Origin of the sequence: Actinoplanes palleronii (genome assembly GCF_016862315.1) — a bacterium.
Taxonomy (GTDB): domain Bacteria; phylum Actinomycetota; class Actinomycetes; order Mycobacteriales; family Micromonosporaceae; genus Actinoplanes; species Actinoplanes palleronii.
In genome coordinates, this window is sequence record NZ_BOMS01000166.1 from 1 (window position 1) to 15,210 (window position 15,210).

Annotated in this window: 16 protein-coding genes; 4 read left to right on the forward strand and 12 right to left on the reverse strand. The window is 71.1% G+C overall.

Going from position 1 to position 15,210, the window contains the following annotated elements; genetic code table 11:
- Positions 1–367: 367 nt before the first annotated feature.
- Positions 368–985 carry a hypothetical protein gene (locus tag Apa02nite_RS46180; protein WP_067686250.1) on the forward strand — a complete coding sequence of 206 codons (618 nt, stop codon included), beginning with the start codon at positions 368–370 and terminating at the stop codon, positions 983–985.
- Positions 986–1,058: 73 nt separating this feature from the next.
- Here the strand turns inward: Apa02nite_RS46180 and Apa02nite_RS46185 are convergent, their stop codons facing one another.
- A complete protein-coding gene (locus Apa02nite_RS46185) occupies positions 1,059–1,955 on the reverse strand; it encodes a TauD/TfdA dioxygenase family protein (protein WP_203830814.1) in 897 nt (298 codons plus the stop codon).
- 124 nt (positions 1,956–2,079) lie between these two features.
- Positions 2,080–3,150: a sporulation protein gene (locus tag Apa02nite_RS46190; RefSeq protein WP_067686208.1), complete on the reverse strand. Its 1,071-nt coding sequence runs from the start codon at positions 3,148–3,150 to the stop codon at positions 2,080–2,082.
- A gap of 122 nt (positions 3,151–3,272) precedes the next feature.
- On the opposite strand from Apa02nite_RS46190, the gene Apa02nite_RS46195 reads away from it, so the two are divergent.
- On the forward strand, positions 3,273–3,614 hold the full coding sequence (locus tag Apa02nite_RS46195; protein WP_203830815.1) for a cupin domain-containing protein: 342 nt from the start codon (positions 3,273–3,275) through the stop codon (positions 3,612–3,614).
- A gap of 54 nt (positions 3,615–3,668) precedes the next feature.
- Here the strand turns inward: Apa02nite_RS46195 and Apa02nite_RS46200 are convergent, their stop codons facing one another.
- The 3 genes from Apa02nite_RS46200 to Apa02nite_RS46215 all read right to left on the reverse strand — a co-directional run bounded on the left by Apa02nite_RS46200 (position 3,669) and on the right by Apa02nite_RS46215 (position 8,405).
- Positions 3,669–4,655 carry a malate dehydrogenase gene (locus Apa02nite_RS46200; protein WP_067686213.1) on the reverse strand — a complete coding sequence of 329 codons (987 nt, stop codon included), beginning with the start codon at positions 4,653–4,655 and terminating at the stop codon, positions 3,669–3,671.
- Positions 4,656–4,735: 80 nt separating this feature from the next.
- Positions 4,736–5,533 (reverse strand): SAM-dependent methyltransferase, encoded by a 798-nt coding sequence (locus Apa02nite_RS46205; protein WP_239165043.1) that lies wholly within the window; start codon positions 5,531–5,533, stop codon positions 4,736–4,738.
- Positions 5,534–6,086: 553 nt separating this feature from the next.
- On the reverse strand, positions 6,087–8,405 hold the full coding sequence (locus Apa02nite_RS46215; protein WP_203830817.1) for a PAS domain S-box protein: 2,319 nt from the start codon (positions 8,403–8,405) through the stop codon (positions 6,087–6,089).
- A gap of 80 nt (positions 8,406–8,485) precedes the next feature.
- On the opposite strand from Apa02nite_RS46215, the gene Apa02nite_RS46220 reads away from it, so the two are divergent.
- Positions 8,486–9,274, forward strand: coding sequence for an SAM-dependent methyltransferase (locus Apa02nite_RS46220; RefSeq protein WP_203830818.1), 789 nt, complete (start codon positions 8,486–8,488; stop codon positions 9,272–9,274).
- On the opposite strand, the gene Apa02nite_RS46225 is transcribed toward Apa02nite_RS46220, so the two are convergent.
- Together Apa02nite_RS46225 and Apa02nite_RS46230 are read right to left on the reverse strand one after the other, a co-directional pair.
- A complete protein-coding gene (locus tag Apa02nite_RS46225) occupies positions 9,246–9,428 on the reverse strand; it encodes a hypothetical protein (RefSeq protein ID WP_232343946.1) in 183 nt (60 codons plus the stop codon). The genes Apa02nite_RS46220 and Apa02nite_RS46225 overlap by 29 nt on opposite strands.
- Before the next feature lie 79 nt (positions 9,429–9,507).
- Positions 9,508–10,077, reverse strand: a complete 570-nt coding sequence (locus tag Apa02nite_RS46230) for a helix-turn-helix domain-containing protein (RefSeq protein WP_067686226.1) — start codon at positions 10,075–10,077, stop codon at positions 9,508–9,510.
- A 132-nt stretch (positions 10,078–10,209) separates the two neighbouring features.
- Here Apa02nite_RS46230 and Apa02nite_RS46235 point away from each other — a divergent pair, with 132 nt between their 5' ends.
- Complete coding sequence (locus tag Apa02nite_RS46235) at positions 10,210–10,521, forward strand: DUF3817 domain-containing protein (protein ID WP_203830819.1); 312 nt, start codon at positions 10,210–10,212, stop codon at positions 10,519–10,521.
- Between the two features lie 7 nt (positions 10,522–10,528).
- Here the strand turns inward: Apa02nite_RS46235 and Apa02nite_RS46240 are convergent, their stop codons facing one another.
- The 5 genes from Apa02nite_RS46240 to Apa02nite_RS46260 form a co-directional block, all read right to left on the reverse strand.
- The gene (locus Apa02nite_RS46240) at positions 10,529–11,089 is read right to left on the reverse strand and encodes a hypothetical protein (protein WP_203830820.1); all 561 of its coding nucleotides are present in this window, start codon (positions 11,087–11,089) and stop codon (positions 10,529–10,531) included.
- Positions 11,090–11,166: 77 nt separating this feature from the next.
- Entirely contained in the window at positions 11,167–12,123 is a 957-nt protein-coding gene (locus Apa02nite_RS46245) for a cyclase family protein (protein ID WP_203830821.1), read from the reverse strand.
- Positions 12,120–13,262 carry an alpha/beta hydrolase family protein gene (locus tag Apa02nite_RS46250; RefSeq protein ID WP_203830822.1) on the reverse strand — a complete coding sequence of 381 codons (1,143 nt, stop codon included), beginning with the start codon at positions 13,260–13,262 and terminating at the stop codon, positions 12,120–12,122. Before Apa02nite_RS46250 ends, Apa02nite_RS46245 begins: the two co-directional genes overlap by 4 nt.
- Entirely contained in the window at positions 13,263–14,183 is a 921-nt protein-coding gene (locus Apa02nite_RS46255) for a fumarylacetoacetate hydrolase family protein (RefSeq protein WP_203830823.1), read from the reverse strand.
- Positions 14,183–15,124 (reverse strand): VOC family protein, encoded by a 942-nt coding sequence (locus Apa02nite_RS46260; protein ID WP_203830824.1) that lies wholly within the window; start codon positions 15,122–15,124, stop codon positions 14,183–14,185. The genes Apa02nite_RS46255 and Apa02nite_RS46260 overlap by 1 nt, the downstream gene beginning before the upstream one ends.
- Between the last annotated feature and the right edge of the window lie 86 nt (positions 15,125–15,210).

The following is a 15,210-nucleotide window of genomic DNA, read 5'->3' on the forward strand; positions in this document are numbered from 1 at the left end:
CCCCGGGGCACTTGGACTACTTTACTCGCCATTCTCGTTTCGTCAAATCCGCGTTTCGCAACCCGAATTCAACCGACACCGAGAAATAGTGAGCAGCACCCACCCAAAAAGCACACGATGCTAGATCGTCAGATCTTGGAGGATTTCCGTCAGGACGGCCGCTCCGAGCCCTTCGCAGGTCTCGTTCGCTCGCCCGTCACCCTGGCGGCTCGGAAAACATTACCCGGCCACCCGGACAACACCAAGCCGACACACTGAGACGGCGGTCACACCAAAGGGTGAAGCCTGCGGAGGGCCGTGGGACCGGCCGGAACGAGCCGGATTGGACGGGCGCGCGCCGGGTGCGCCGCTGGCGTATAACCAGCACATGCGCACATACGAGTTGGCCGAGATGCTGCGGGAGATCCCTGGCACCGAGGTGGAGGCCGGCCCCGGACTCGTCACGGTGCACATGCCCGCTCTCGGCGACACCCTCCGCATCCCGTTCCGCGACGTGCTGGACGCGGACTGGGTGCACGTGCCGACCGGCGCCCCGGCCGTCCAGATCGATCTGCGGCGCAAGCACGAGTCGCTCCCGCTCATCGTGACCGTGGACGACGTGGTCTTCACCCCGGCCTACGCCGACGATCTGATCGACCCCGAGGACGAGTTGCTGGTGCCGGCCATGCCCAGCCTGATCGGGTATTCCGAGATGCACCGGGACGTGCGGGCGCTCGGCGCGGCGCTCGACGACCCGGACATCGAGCTGGGGCCGGAGGTGCTCGCCGCCACGCTGACCGCGCACCGCTGCTTCCTGGCCGGCGCGGTGCGGGTCGGTCTCTGGCCGGTCCGGGTGGCGGCGTGGTGGGAGTACACGTCGGCACGCTCGGCGAGCCGGATCACGATGGCCCGGTTCCGCGAGGATCCCGAGTGGGACGAGCTGATGGCCGGCGTGCACGAGGCCCGCAAACTGTCCGAGCAGAGCAGCGCCCAGGCGATCCTCTGACCGCCGGGAAGGCGCCGCCCGGGGGCGCATGACACGGGCGGCGACTTCGTATTCGTACCATGAAAATGTTTTGTTATTGGATCTGAGGCGTGTAGTGGGTCGCCTCGTCGCCTTCGAGAATGTAGCTCTTGGTGCCGTCCGGTCCGACCGGGACGTCGCCGGCCACGGTGACCCGGTGCAGCTTGCGAGCCAGGTCGCCGTAGTCGTCGGCGGCGTAGTGCTGGGTGCTGCGGTTGTCCCAGACCACCAGATCGCCGACCTGCCATGAGTGGCGCAGCGTGTTCTCCGGCCGGGTGACGTAATACTGCAGGAGTCGCAGAATGTCCCGGGACTCGGTTTTGGAAAGGCCGATGAGGCTCGTGACGAAATTGCCGATGAACAGGTTCGGCACGCCGGAATCCGGATTGACGCGGACCACCGGGTGGGCGGTGCGGTACCGGACGGACGCGAAGACCTTCTGGTAGTCGTCGACCTCGGCGGAGCGGAACTGCGGGTGCTCGGCGTAGTCGTACTCGTTGGAGTGCTCGGCCCACAGCCGGTCGGCCAGGAACCGCAGGTGGTCGGGGAGATCGGCGTAGGCGGCCGCGGTGTTGGAGAACAGCGTGTCGCCGCCGTAGGGCGGGATGACCAGGCTGCGCAGGGTGGTGGCCTTGGGCGGGGCGACCACGAACGTGACGTCGGTGTGCCAGGCGTTCGCCCGGGCGCCGGGGCCGGCGGCCACCTCGAGGACGTTGGCCTGGCCGTCGACGGACGGGACGGTCGGGTGGGCCAGGGTCAACGTGCCGAAGATCGCGGCGAAGCGCTGGTGCTGGTCGTCGTCGAGGTGCTGACCGCGGAAGACCAGCACCTTGTGCTCGACCAGGGCGTCGTGGATCTCCTTGGCGGCGACCTCGTCCACCGGGGCGGTGAGGTCGACGCCGGACACCTCGGCTCCGATCCGGCCACCGATGCGCGTGATGTCGATGCTCATGTCGAGATCCCTTCTGGCTACGTCAGTCCCCTCAGTTTATACATTTCCCATCGAGCGAGTGGGATATGGGAGCGAAAAAGGGCGGGAGCACCGTGGCGCTCCCGCCCTTTTCAGGACCTACCGGTCAGTCGTCGCCGCCGAAGTCCTCGAAGACGTCCTCGACCGCCTCGCCGATGAAGTAGCCGGCCGCCAGGCCACCGACCGCGCCGAGCGCCGCGCCGCCCAGGCCGCTGCCGTGACCGCCGTGGCCGTGACCGCCGCGGTAGTGGCCGTGGTGCCCGTACCCACCACCGTGACCGCCGCCATGGCCGCCACCGTGCCCGTAGGCCGGCTGGCCGTAGCCGGGCGGCGGGGGCGGCGGGTAGCCGGGGGCGCCGTACGCCCCGTGGCCGCCGGGGGCGCCGTAGCCCGGGCGGGACTTGTGCTGGTCGACGGCCTGGCGGACCCAGCCGTCGACGACGGAACGCCAGTCGGTGGTGTCCGCGTCGTTGTGGGAGACGGTGTACCGCCCGTACGTGTCCTGGCCGCTGTGGAACAGGCCGCCGCGCTTGTCGAACTCCAGCACCACCTCGACCTGGTGCGGGCTGGTCACGAACGTCAGCTCGACCTCGTTGACGGCGTGCGCGTACTGCGAGGCGGGCCAGTACTCGATCTCCTGGTAGAACGGGAGGGTCTGGTGCACGCCGTAGATCTGACCGTGCTCCAGGTCGGCCGACTTGAAGCGGAAGCCGAGCTGGTTGAACGCGTCCAGGATGCGCTGCTGGATCGGCAGCGGGTGCACGTAGACCGGGTCGAGGTCGCCCTTGTCCAGCGCCCGCGCGATCGACACCTCGGTGCGCACGCCCATCACCATGCCGCGCAGCTGCTGCCCGTACGCCGTCGTCACCGGGGTCTCCCACGGCATGTCGATCCGGAACGGGATCGCCAGCTGCTGGCCGGCGTGCAGGCGCATCGGGCCGCTCACGGTCAGCCGGTAGAAGTCACCGGTGGCCGAGTAGTCGCCGCCACCGCCCTCGACCTCCATCCGGGTGACCAGGGCGAGCGTGATGTGCTCGATGTCGGCGTCGTTCGTGCCCCCGACCAGGTTGACCTGACCGGTCAGCGGAGCGCCCGGATATGTGCTCGGGTTGGCCAGCACGGTGTCGACGGTGGGGCCACCGACTCCCATCGCGCCCAGCAACTTCTTGAACACCACGATGCCTCTCCTGTGCGTCAGCCCGATTTCCTCGGAAAACTAACAACGCCGCCTGAATGAACGCTGAGAAGGCCTTCAGCCAGGCGATCTTGCCAGGCAGCGTACGACTATCGTGCAAGGTCATGGAGCCAGTAACGGTCTACAGCCTCGCCGATGTCGTCGTCCCCCACGAGCCGGTTCACCCGGACGAGGTGGTGGCCGGCGCGCCGACCACCGGGGCGGTCACCGTCACCACACTCGACGGTCTGGGCGTGGAGGCCGGGATCTGGGAGATGAGCGCCGGCGCGGTCCGGGACGTGGAGGCCGAGGAGGCGTTCCTGGTGCTGTCCGGCCGGGCGACGATCGCGACCGGCGGCGAGACGTACCCGGTGGGGCCGGGTGACCTGGTGCGCCTGGCCGAGGGCACGGCGACGGTCTGGACCGTGACCGAGCCGCTGCGCAAGCTCTACGTCACCGGCGTCTGACCCGAACGGGCGGCCCCTCGCCGGAGGAGCCGCCCGTTCGTACGATCAAAAAAATCAGATCAGGCCGAGACCCTGGACAGCGGTGCGCTCCTCCTGGAGCTCCGCCACCGAGGCGTCGATCCGGGCGCGGGAGAACTCGCTGATCTCCAGGCCCTGGACGATCTCCCACTTGCCGTCCTTCGCGACGACCGGGAACGACGAGATCAGGCCGGCCGGGACACCGTAGGAACCGTCGGAGACGATCGCGGCCGACGTCCAGTCGCCCTCGGCGGTGCCGTTGACCCAGGTGTGCACGTGGTCGATCGCGGCCGAGGCGGCGGAGGCGACCGAGGACCCGCCCCGGACCTCGATGATCTCGGCGCCGCGCTTGGCGACCCGCGGGATGAACTCGTCGGCGATCCAGGCCTGGTCGACCAGGTCCTTGACCGGACGGCCGGCGGCCTCGGCGTGGAAGACGTCCGGGTACTGGGTGGCCGAGTGGTTGCCCCAGATGGTGACCTTGCGCAGGTCGCCGACCGGCGTGTTCAGCTTCTTGGCGAGCTGACCCAGGGCGCGGTTGTGGTCGAGCCGGGTCATCGCGGTGAAGCGGTCGGCCGGCACGTCCGGCGCGTGGCTCTGCGCGATCAGGGCGTTGGTGTTGGCCGGGTTGCCGACGACCAGGATCCGCACGTCGGACGCGGCGCCCGAGTTGATCGCGGCACCCTGCGGCTTGAAGATGCCACCGTTCGCCTCGAGCAGGTCGCCCCGCTCCATGCCCTTGGTGCGCGGGCGGGCGCCGACCAGCAGCGCCACGTTGACGCCGTCGAACGCGGCCTTCGGGTCGTCGAACACGTCGACGCCGTCGAGCAGCGGGAACGCGCCGTCTTCGAGCTCCAGCGCGACACCCTCGGCGGCGCGGGCCGCGGCGGGGATCTCCAGCAGGCGCAGGCGTACCGGCACGTCCGGGCCGAGCAGAGCGCCGGAGGCGGCGCGGAACAGCAGCGCGTAGCCGATCTGGCCGGCTGCGCCCGTCACGGTGACGGTGACCGGTGTCTTAGTCATGAGTTTGTCTCCCGAGGTTGAGGCATATCGGCACCCGAACGGACTCTATCCCTCGCGTTACGGAACGATGACGCGGACGCCTACCGGTGTGACGGTTTCCGGCCGACCGCGCCGTACGAGGACACCTCGATCGGCTGCGGCCGGTCCTCCCGGTCGGGCCGCCAGTCGCACACCGCGGTGATGCCCGGCTCGACCAGGTCCAGGCCGTCGAAGAAGCGGGCGAAACCGGCCCGGTCCCGCGGCCAGAGCTCGGCCCGGCCGGAGTCCTGTGCGGCCAGGATCCGCGCCGACACCTCCGGCGGCACGAAGTCCCGGGTACCGACCGTGGCGACCAGGTGGCTGCCCGGGACGACCGCCTCCAGCAGGGCGCCGATCGCGGAGCGGGCCTGCTCGTCGTCGGCGATGAAGTGCAGCACGTTGATCAGCAGGATGCCGACCGGCTGGGACAGGTCGAGGGTGGCGGTCAGCTCGTCGGCCCGCAGGATCTTCTCCGGGTCGCGCAGGTCGGCGTCGACGTACGTGGTGGTGCCGCCGACCATCAGCGCCCGGGCGTGCGCCAGCACCATCGGGTCGTTGTCGACGTAGACGACCTTGGCGTCCGGTGCGACCTGCTGTGCCACCTCGTGCGTGTTGCCGGGCGCGGGCAGGCCGGTGCCGATGTCCAGGAACTGGCGGATCCCGGCCTCGGCGGCCAGGTACCGGACCGCCCGGTTGTGGAACGCCCGGCCCTGTCTGGCCGCCGTCCAGACCGCCGGATACACCGCCGCGATCTGATCACCGGAGTCCCGGTCGACCTGGTAGTGGTCCTTGCCGCCGAGCCAGTAGTTCCAGCGGCGGGCCGGGGAGACGGTGTGCGGATCCACCTGGTCGCTCGTCACGCGGGCCATCCTAGCCGGATCACCCTTGATCGATCTCCATTGTGGACACGAGGAGCGGGCTCGCGGGCTTATCCTGCAGCGTGGCCATCCTCGCGCCGCCGTACCGGCCCTCCTCCCCCGGCTTCCCGCCGCTCGACCCGGCGCGCGGGGACGGCGGCGCGACCATCGCGGTCACCCTGCGGTACGCGCCGCCCGCCTTCCTGCTCGGCCTCTTCACCCCGGTGCTCGAGATCGACGGGCGCGGCGTGCCGGCCGGCTGGGGACGGGTGTCCACCCCGGTGGCGCTCGGCGAGCACCACGTGCACGTACACGTGCCGTACCTGCTGCCGTCCCGGCTCGGCGGGGCCGAGACCACCGTCGTCGCCCTGCCGGGCCGGACCACCGAGCTGGAGTACCGCGCTCCCCTGCTGGCCTTCCTGCACGGCGCGCTCGGGCCGCCGCCGCAGCGGTACCCGGGTCTGGCACTGGCGGTGGCGCTGCTGATGGTCGCGGCGGTGCTCGCGGTCTGCGGCTGCCTGGGCATCGTCGGCACGGCCGGGCGCGACGACCGCCCTCAGGGCTTGGCCTGCAGCTCGTCGTGCAGCGCGCGCATCAGCTCGGCGCTGGTGAACGGCTTCTCCAGCAGGTGCACGTCGGCCGACAGGGTGCCGTGGTCGGTGAGCACCGGCTGGGCATAACCGGACATGAACAGCACCTTGGTCCGCGGGTACCGGGTGCTTATCGCGTCCGCCAGGTCCTTGCCCAGCATCCCCGGCATGACCACGTCGGTGAGCAGCACGTCGATGCTGTTCCCGGCGGCCACCCGGAGCGCCTGCTCGCCGCCGTTCGCGGCCAGCACGGTGTACCCGCCGCGGCGCAGGATCCGGCAGGTCACCTCGCGCAGCGCGTCCTCGTCCTCGACCACCAGCACGGTCGCGCCGTGCCCGGCCAGCCCGGCGATGACCTCCTCCGGGACGATCCGCTGCGCCTGCACGTCGGTGACCGGCAGCAGGATCGTGAACGTGGTGCCGATGCCCGGCTCGGAGTAGATCTGCACGGTGCCGCCGGCCTGGGTGACGATGCCGTAGACGGTGGCCAGGCCGAGCCCGGTGCCCTGGCCGCTGGGCTTGGTGGTGAAGAACGGCTCGAACGCCTTGTCGATCACGTCCTGGGGCATGCCGGTGCCGGTGTCCGAGACGCGCAGCCGCAGGTACCGCCCGGGGCTGAGCCCGGCCCGGGCGGCCGAGTGCTCCTCGTCGACGCGCACCTCGGCGGTGTCGACGGTGAGCCGGCCGCCGCTCGGCATCGCGTCCCGGGCGTTCACCGCCAGGTTCACCAGCACCTGCTCCAGCTGGCCCGGGTCGGCCATCACGGCCGGCAGCGCGTCGGTCGTGCGCACGGTCAGGGTGATGTGCTCGCCCAGCGAGCGGTCAAGCATCTGGTGCACCTCGGTGACCACGGCGTTGAGGTCCAGCGGCCGGGGCCGGATCACCTCCCGCCGGGCGAAGGCGAGCAGCTGGTGGGTGAGGTCGCTGCCGCGCCGGGCGGCCCGGGCGATCTGCTCGGCGTCGGCGGCCGGTGGGGTGCCGGCCGCGTCCTCGATGATGAACGCCGCGTAGTTGAGGATCACCGCGAGCAGGTTGTTGAAGTCGTGCGCGATGCCGCCGGCCAGCTGGCCCAGGCTCTCCAGCCGCTGGGTCTGCTGCATCCGGGCCTCCAGCTTCTGCCGATCGGTCTCCTCGCGCAGCCGGCGCCGCTCGGCCTCGATGGCCAGCCGGTCGGTGATGTCCCGGACCGCGGCCACGATCACCGTGCCGGTGTCGGTGTGCAGGGCGCTGCAGGCGATGTCGACCGGCAACGTGCTGCCGTCGCTGCGGACCGCCCGGCGCTTGACCCAGCGCTGCTCGCCGTCACCGGTCCGTACGGTGTCCAGCGGCGTGGAGTCCCCGCCGGTGCGCAGCACCGCGGAGACCGGCGGCAGCCCGTCCGGCAGCAGCCGGGACACCAGCATGTGGATCAGGTCGTGCCGGGGATGGCCGAACAGCCGCTCGGCCTCCGCGTTGACCAGCACCACCTCGCCGGACTCGGCGACGCCGAGCAGCGCGTCCGGGGCCGCGTCGAGGATCGCCTGGACCCGGGCCTCGGCCCGCTCACGCTCGCTGATGTCACGGGCCGTGCTGGTCGTGCCGACCAGCGCACCGGCCTCGTCGAGCAGCGGGGAGACCAGCATGGAGACCGCGATCAGCTGGCCGGACGCGCTGACCCGGGTGCACCGGTAGCGGTCCACCCGGCCGCCGAGCCGGACCAGCAGACGGATCTGCGCCTCGTCGGCGCGCCGGTCCGGTGGGATGATCTCGTCGATCGACGTCCCGATCATCGCGGTGGCCGGGAAGCCGTAGAGCAGCTCGGCGCCGGGATTCCAGGACAGCACCCGGCCGTCGACGTCGGTGGTGACGATCGCGTCGTGCGAGGACTGGACGATCGAGGCGAGCAGGGCGCGGGTGGCGGCGGCCTGGCGGTGCGCGGTGTCGTCCCGGAGCACGGCGGTCACGTACGTCTCGGCGCCGCCGGCGACCTGCGGCACGGCGACCGCGGACAGCGAGACCTCGACCGGGAAGACCGTGCCGTCGCGGCGCAGCCCACGCAGCGGCAGGCGGCGCAGCGGCGGGTGGCCACCGGAGAGGTACGAGGCCCGCTGTGCCGGATGCTTGAAGCGCACCTCGTCCGGCACCAGCACGTCGACGGAGACGCCGACGAGGGTGTCGGCCGGGTAGCCGAACATGTCGTGTGCCCGGCGGTTGGCCATCGTGATGGCGCCGTCCGAGCGGCTGACGATGATCGCGTCCGGGGCGGTGTCGATCAGGAGCCCCGGCAGCTCATTGCGTGACTCCACACCCGTCCCCTCCACCCCTAAAGTAACTCATTTCGGTAATTCCGGGTATGACTCCGATCGATTCGGGGCATCTTCCGAGGATGCGCACCCCGCCGATCGATCCCAACCGGCCCAGCTCCGCCCGCGTGTACGACGCGCTCCTCGGCGGCACGCACAACTTCGCCGTCGACCGGTCGGTGGCCGGCCGGATCATGGAGTTCGTGCCGGAGATCGGCGCCATCGCCCGCGCCAACCGGGCGGTGCTGCACCGGGTGGTGCGCCACGCGGTGGCGCACGGCGTCCGCCAGTTCGTCGACCTGGGCTCGGGCATCCCGACCGAGGGCAACACCCACGAGGTCGCGCTCGCGGCCGACCCGGGCGCCCGGGTCGCCTACGTCGACGTCGACCCGACCGCGGTGCTCTACGCCCGCGAGTTGCTCGGCGACGACCCGGGCACCGTGGTGGTGCTGGGCGACCTGCGGGAGCCGGGTGCGGTGCTCGCCGATCCGGGGCTGCGAGCGGTGATCGATCTCGGGCAGCCGACCGCGATTCTGATGTTCGCGGTGCTGCACTTCATACCGGACGGCGCGGTTCTGGACGCGGCGCTGAGCGGCTATCGCGAGGCGGTCGCGCCGGGGAGCCTGCTGGCGGTCTCGCACGCGACCGGCGGGGCCGATCCGGCGGCGGTGGACCGGGTCGCCGACCTCTACAACCGGACCGGTACCCCGCTCGTGCCGCGCGACGAACGGCAGTTCGCCGCGTTGTTCGACGGATGGGAGCTGGTGGCGCCAGGGGTGGTTCACGGGCCGAGGTGGCATCCCGATCCGGACGACGAGCCGGTCGAGAACCCGGCCACGTTCCTCACCCTGGTCGGCGTCGGCCGCCGGTGACGTCGCTGTCGGCGGGGCGGTCCCACCCGTCGCAGCAGTCCTCCGGCTCGATCTCGAGCAGATCGAGCAGGTCCGGCCCGGTGTGGCCGGTGTCCACCGTGCCGCCGATCAGGCCCAGCGCGGCGGCACAGTTGCGCCCGTAGCCCTGCACCATCCGGTCCACCCTGGTCGGGTGACCGCAACGACGACAGGGACGCATCCGATCCACCGGAAGATCACCCACCCGTCCATTATCAGCGGCGCCGCGACCCGGCGCCCGGATCGGCGCCGGTAACAGCGGCCGCCGCGATCTCGGCGATCCGGGCCAGCGCGTCGCGCGGGTCGCCGTCGGGGCGGCCGGCCAACTCTCCCACCTGCCGGAGCAGGTGCTCGGTCACATCCGGTGAGGTCACCTCCTCCGATGGAACGGGCCCACCTGGGAATCGGACCCGCTCCACGATCCGGAGCAGGGCCGACAGGTCGGCGATGGTGTCCCGGAGACCCTCCGGGTCGAGGCTGCCGATCAGCACCGGCTGTCTCCGGTCGTCCGGCCGTTCACGGACCGGCGGAGCCCCGCCGGTCGCTCCGAGCACGCCGATCCGGAATCCGATCGCGACCGCGTGTGCCTGGTCGCGGGCGCCGAGTTGCTGATACAGCGTCTTCAGCCGGGATTTGACGGTGTTCGGTGAGATGCACAAACGGGCTGCCATCTCCCGAGCGGTCTCTCCGGCGGCAAGAGATTCAATGACCTCTTGCAGATGTGGCGCCAGCACCGGGCGGTTCCCGCCGGGCCCGGTGTGGCTTCGATGCGTTTGCAGCGACATGCCAGGAATGTAGATCTTTCCCCGGCCGATAGTGATCCATAGATGCACCGCCTGTGGACAACCCGCGTTGCCAGGAAACGCTCAACCAGGGACCGGTAGCGTCCGGGGCCGATCAAACGAAAGGGGGCGCGGGTGCAAGCGTTCCGGGTGTTCCGGGTGACCGCGGTCGCCGAGGCGTTCTCGTGGACCGGCCTGCTGGTCGGGATGTACCTCAAACACGTCTCACACACCACCGACGCGGGCGTCTGGCTGTTCGGGCGGGTGCACGGCGCGCTGTTCGTGGCCTACCTGGCGGCGACGCTGTGGGTGGCCCGCACCGAGCGGTGGTCCCTGTGGCGGACCGGTTTCGCCCTGGCCGCCTCGATCCCCCCGCTGACCACCCTGCTCTTCGAACGCTGGGTCACCAGGCGCCGCGCCCCGATCGCCGAGCCCGCCCCCGCCTGACCCGCCGTCATTCCCCGGCTCCGGACCGCGCTGCGCCGCCGGCCCTTTTCCCGGTACGCGGTGAGCCGGCCGGCGATGGCACCGCGCGCAGCCACGGGCGGTGGAAATCCGCGCTCGGCCGGGCCCGGGGCGACAGCACTCTGCGGGGCCCTGATGGGATCAGCCCTCCAGGAGGGTGAAGATCACCTCTTGGATCAGGTTGCCGACGATCTCGCGCGTCCTGGTAGCTCTCGAACGCGAACGACGCCACCTCGTCGTGCGCGGCCCCGATCAGCGAACCGATGTCGTCGGCGCCCCACGGCTGGCCGTAGCCGGCGATCTCCGCCTGGAACGCGGTCAGCGCGGACGCGAACCGCTCGGCCACCGCCGCCAGGTGCTGCCCGGACGCGTCGAGGCTGTCCGGCGTGACGTGCACACCGCCCGACGTCACCCGGCCGGGCGCGGCCGCGGTGGCCACGATCGCGCCGTCGAGGGCCTCACCCGTCCCCTCGACCGGCTCCTGGTCGGCAGCCGGGACACCGGCGGGCGCCTGGAACGAGCCGAGCGCCGCCGAGACATCGGCGAGCATCCGCGTGATTCCGGAGGGATCGGGCGCAGTCGTCAGGCCCAGCATCCTGTCAGAACCGGGCCGGCGCGAGGGGGGCGCTACTTCACCGCGATCGGGTTCACCGGGCTGCCCACCGCCCCGGTGATCGGCAGCGGCGCGGCGGTCAGCCAGAACTCGTACACCCCGTCCTGCGCGCAGTCGGCCGCGAGCGCGTCCGGGTCCCACATCTCGCCGAGGAACAGGCCGATGTGCGGGATCGCCACCTGGTGCAGCGGCTGGAACGCGTCGTCGAACTCGTTCGGCCGCACCTCGAAGCCCCAGGTGTCGGTCGCGACGGCGGCGATCTCGGTGCGGTGCAGCCAGTCGGCAGTGGTGAAGGAGAGACCGGGCGCCGGCCCACCGGCGTAGTCGCCCCACCCGTCGCGGCGGGCCCGGGACAGCTGGCCCGTCCGTACCAGAACGATGTCACCGCGACCCACAGCGGACGTCGGGCCCTGCGCGGCGATCGTCTCCACCAGGTGTTGTTCCGTGATGGCGAAGCCGTCCGGCAGTTCGCCGCCGGTGCCGAACGCCCGGCCCACGTCGAGCAGCACGCCGCGCCCGGCGATCACCGACGCCACCGTCTCGATCCCGGTGACGCCGTCGCCCAGGCTGGTCACCACCGTCTCGGCGGGCCGGCCGTTCCAGGCACGGCCGTGGTCGAAGATGTGCCCGAGGCCGTCCCACTGCGTGGAGCACTGCAGCGGCATCGTGATCACGTCGTCGGCGCCGCCGAGCCCGTGCGGGAAGCCCTGCACGCCGGCGACCGCGTCGGTTCCGGTGTCCAGCATGGTGTGCACCGGGTTGGTCCGGCGCCGCCAGCCCTTCTGCGGGCCGTTCGCGTCGAACGACTGCGACAACGAGAAGGACACACCGCGCCGCACCAGGCCCGCGGCATGCTTGCGGAGGTCCGGGGTCAGGAAGTTCATCGTTCCCTGTACGTCCTGAGCACCCCACCGGCCCCAGTTCGAGCAGCGCCCGGCGGCCGCGGCGATGGCGGCTTCGGCGTCCCTCACCGGAACACGTCCCCGATCCAGTCCGCGATGAACGTCTGCACGTGCGCGAAGTGGTCAAGCCCGATGTGCTCGGCCCCACCCTCGGCCGCCGTGAAGATCCGCAGGTCCCGCCGTGGCGCCTTCACCGCCTGCTCGTAGGAGCGGTGCGCGTACTCGACCGGGATCTGCCGGTCGTTCGCCCCGTGCGTGATCAGGAACGGGACGGTGATCTGCTCGACCACGCCGTCCAGGTTGACCGCCGCGGCCTTCGTGATGAACGTGTCCACGTCGTTCTCGCCCCACACCCAGAGCACGTGGTCCCAGTAGTGCGGTACCGGGTTCTCGCCCTCGCGCTGCAGGCGGCGCTTCTGCACGGCGCCCCAGTCGTGGTTGGCGCCCCAGGCCACGCAGAGCGCGAGCCGCTTCTCGAACGCGGCGGCCCGCGGCGCGTAGTAGCCACCGAGTGACCACCCGACCAGCCCGATCTTCCCGGCGGCCACGTCGTCACGGGTCAGCAGGTAGTCGACGCAGGCCGCGGCCCAGTCCTCGGTCTCCACCCGGGCGGTCAGGCCGAGGAACCGCAGCGCCTCCCCGCTGCCCGGGCAGTCCACCATCAGCGTGTGCACGCCGCGCGCGGCCATCTCGTGGGCGAAACCGGACGCGTACATGTGCTCCTTGGTCGAGTCGAGCCCGTTCCACAGGATCACGGTCGGCGCCGGCCCGTCGACGGCGGCCCTGGTGAAGTACGCCGGGAGCAGCGCGCCCTCGAACGGGACCGCGACGCGCGTGGTGGCCGGGTCGACCAGATCGAACGCCTTCTGCTGCAGGTCGAGAAGTCGCTGGTAGAAGGCCCGGCGACCGGGTGCCTTGGCACTCTGCATCCGCTCGGCCTGCGCCAGGTAGTTGGTGGCCCGCTGGTATTTCTGCCCGGCGGTGCGCGGGTGCCCGGCCGCCTCGTCGGCCGCCGCCTGCGCCGCCAGATCCTCCGCGACCGCGGCCCACGAGGCCATGAACTCGGCCGTGCCGACATCCGCGCCCTGTGCGGCGAGTTCGCGGATCGGGCGGCAGGCCCGGTCCACCTCGTCGATCAGGCCGCCGCTGTTCAGGGTGGCGACCACGCCCAGGTTCCAGACATAGTTGCCGGGGAAGTACTCGAACATTCAGTGCTGCCTCTCGTGTCGCGCCCGGGCCGGGTCGCGGCGCCGCGCGGGCACCGCCGGACCGTGCTCAGGGCCGGAAATGATCCGATTGGTCAGGCTGCCGATCCCCTCGACCGTCAGCGTCACCACGTCGCCGTCGGTCAGCGGCGGCGGCGCCTGGCGGCCGTTACGGCCCCACAGCTCGGCCAGGCACCCGCCGTTGCCGACCGTCCCGGAGCCGAGCACGTCACCGGGCCGCACCACGCTGTCCCGGGCGGCGTGCGCGAGCATCGCCTCGAACGTCCAGCCCATGTTGCTGAGCAGGTCCCGCCCCACCTCGGTCCCGTTCACCGACGCCGAGCACCACAGATCGAGAAAACCGTCTTTTTCGTACGACGACAGCTCGTCGGCGGTCACGATCCACGGGCCGAGACTGCTCGCGAAGTCCTTGCCCTTGGCCGGGCCGAGATTGATCGTCATCTCCCGGCTCTGCAGGTCGCGCGCCGACCAGTCGTTGAAGATCGTGTACCCGAAGATCGTCCGGTCCGGGCCGGCGATCGCGGCCACCTCCAGCTCGAAGTCCCGGGCCACCGACGCGGCCGGGAACGGCACGTCGTCGTCCGGGCCGTAGATCGCGTGCGGGTTGGTGAAGTAGAAGGCCGGCGCGTCGTACCACGCTTCCGGCACGCCGGTCGCGCCGTCGATGCTGCGCCGGACGCCCTCGACGTGCTCCTCGAACGCCACGAAATCCCGGATCGAGGTGGGTCGCAGCGGCGCCAGGAGCTGGATGTCCTCCAGGGGTATTTCCTGGTCCGCTACCTCACCGATCCCCTGCTCGATCACCTGGGTCATGGCAGGTTCCCCGACGAACGGTCGCACCTGGTCGTTCTGCAGGATGCCCGTTCCGATCCGGCCGTCGTGCCGGTAAGTGATCAGGCGCATCAGACGGGCGGGGCGACGAACACGCCGCGGTCCACGTCGTTGAACGACTGCTTGGCGACGAACTCGTTCATCGGGTTCGCCGTCCCCCACTGGTCACTGACCGTGGGGTCGGAGAAGTCGTACAGGTGCGGGTGCCAGCTGTCCTCGTCGAGTTCCTCCAGCTCGGTGGTGTATTCGACGGTGTTCCCGTGCGGGTCGAGGAAGTAGCTGAACGTGTTGTTCCCGGCCAGGTGCCGGCCGGGCCCCCACACCTTCTCCACCCCGCCGCGCAGCAGCCGGCCGGTGCCGCGCATGTACTCGTCGATGCCGCGCAGCTCGAACGACGCGTGGTGCAGCGCGACGTGCGGGCCGCGCGCGACCGCGAGGCTGTGGTGCCACCGGTTGGTCCGCAGGAACCACATCATCTCGCCCATCCGCGGATGCATGAGCGTGTCGGAGAGCGCGAAGCCCAGGTGCTCGCCGTAGAACCGGACGGTCGCCTCCGGGTTCGGCGAGTTGATCACCACGTGCGAGAGCTTGACCGGGACCGATTCGCCTTCTTCGAGCTTCCGGTGCTTGCGGACCGCGACATCACAGGAGACTTCGACGGTACGACCGTCCAGGTCGAAGAACCGGAAGCCGTATCCGCCGCCCGGGGTGTGCAGGGTCCCGGGCTCGGTGACCAGCGTGACCCCGGCCCGGCCGAGGCGCTCGGCGAGCGCGTTCACGTCGGCCTGGTTCGCCGCGCCGAACGCGATCAGGTCGAGCCGTTTCTCGGCGGCCCGCCGCAGCCGCACCGAGTACTGCTCGGGCGACCCGGCCGCGGCCAGGAACGCCAGGCCCTCGTCGGTGGTCTCGGCGTCCAGCCCCCACATGCCGGTGTAGAACCCGAGCTGCCGGTCGTAGTCCGGCACGGCCAGGTCCACGTGCCGCAGGTGGGTGATGAGTCGTTCGTCGGTCATGGTGTCCTCTCTTCTCAGGCGGGAGCGGTTCTTCTCTCCGGCGGACCGGCCGCTTCTCGGTTCTTCGCTCCGGCGGACCGGCCGCT

Bases quoted from the DNA above. Each gene is read 5' to 3' on its own strand.
- Apa02nite_RS46180 (WP_067686250.1), top strand. From the start codon at position 368: ATGCGCACATACGAGTTGGCCGAGATGCTGCGGGAGATCCCTGGCACC.
- Apa02nite_RS46185 (WP_203830814.1), bottom strand. From the start codon at position 1,955: ATGAGCATCGACATCACGCGCATCGGTGGCCGGATCGGAGCCGAGGTG.
- Apa02nite_RS46195 (WP_203830815.1), top strand. From the start codon at position 3,273: ATGGAGCCAGTAACGGTCTACAGCCTCGCCGATGTCGTCGTCCCCCAC.
- Apa02nite_RS46200 (WP_067686213.1), bottom strand. From the start codon at position 4,655: ATGACTAAGACACCGGTCACCGTCACCGTGACGGGCGCAGCCGGCCAG.
- Apa02nite_RS46220 (WP_203830818.1), top strand. From the start codon at position 8,486: ATGCGCACCCCGCCGATCGATCCCAACCGGCCCAGCTCCGCCCGCGTG.
- Apa02nite_RS46225 (WP_232343946.1), bottom strand. From the start codon at position 9,428: ATGGTGCAGGGCTACGGGCGCAACTGTGCCGCCGCGCTGGGCCTGATC.
- Apa02nite_RS46230 (WP_067686226.1), bottom strand. From the start codon at position 10,077: ATGTCGCTGCAAACGCATCGAAGCCACACCGGGCCCGGCGGGAACCGC.
- Apa02nite_RS46240 (WP_203830820.1), bottom strand. From the start codon at position 11,089: ATGCTCGCCGATGTCTCGGCGGCGCTCGGCTCGTTCCAGGCGCCCGCC.
- Apa02nite_RS46250 (WP_203830822.1), bottom strand. From the start codon at position 13,262: ATGTTCGAGTACTTCCCCGGCAACTATGTCTGGAACCTGGGCGTGGTC.
- Apa02nite_RS46255 (WP_203830823.1), bottom strand. From the start codon at position 14,183: ATGCGCCTGATCACTTACCGGCACGACGGCCGGATCGGAACGGGCATC.
- Apa02nite_RS46260 (WP_203830824.1), bottom strand. From the start codon at position 15,124: ATGACCGACGAACGACTCATCACCCACCTGCGGCACGTGGACCTGGCC.